Genomic DNA, 270 nt, shown 5'->3' with positions numbered 1-270 from the left:
AGGAAGTTGCAGCGAAGCGCCCGTGCCCACGTTTTCAATGACCTTGAGCACAGCTTTTTCCGTTAGTTCTGGGGTGAAGGTCGTCGCTACCTCTTGTTCCAAGGTCGCCTTGAGCAATTTCAACAAATCATTATGAACTGAGACGGTGAGGTCCCTTGCGGCTTGTTTTAGAGCACCTTCCCCTTTGTCAAGGGTAGCCTTTGCTTCTTTTTCGGCATTATTTAAGAGCGCTGCTCTTTTGGCTTCTGCCTGTTTGAGAATTTTTTGGGC

Annotated in this window: 1 protein-coding gene; it reads right to left on the bottom strand. The window is 48.5% G+C overall.

Annotated elements, in window-relative coordinates; all coding sequences use genetic code 11:
* On the bottom strand, positions 1–270 hold a 270-nt coding region (locus tag SB717_RS36120), incomplete at both ends, for a hypothetical protein (protein WP_410907810.1).

Origin of the sequence: Priestia sp. SIMBA_032 (assembly GCF_046535215.1) — a bacterium.
Lineage (GTDB): Bacteria > Bacillota > Bacilli > Bacillales > Bacillaceae_H > Priestia > Priestia aryabhattai.
The sequence above is the reverse complement of the archived record's forward strand: the minus strand, read 5'-3'. Positions and strand labels throughout refer to the sequence as shown.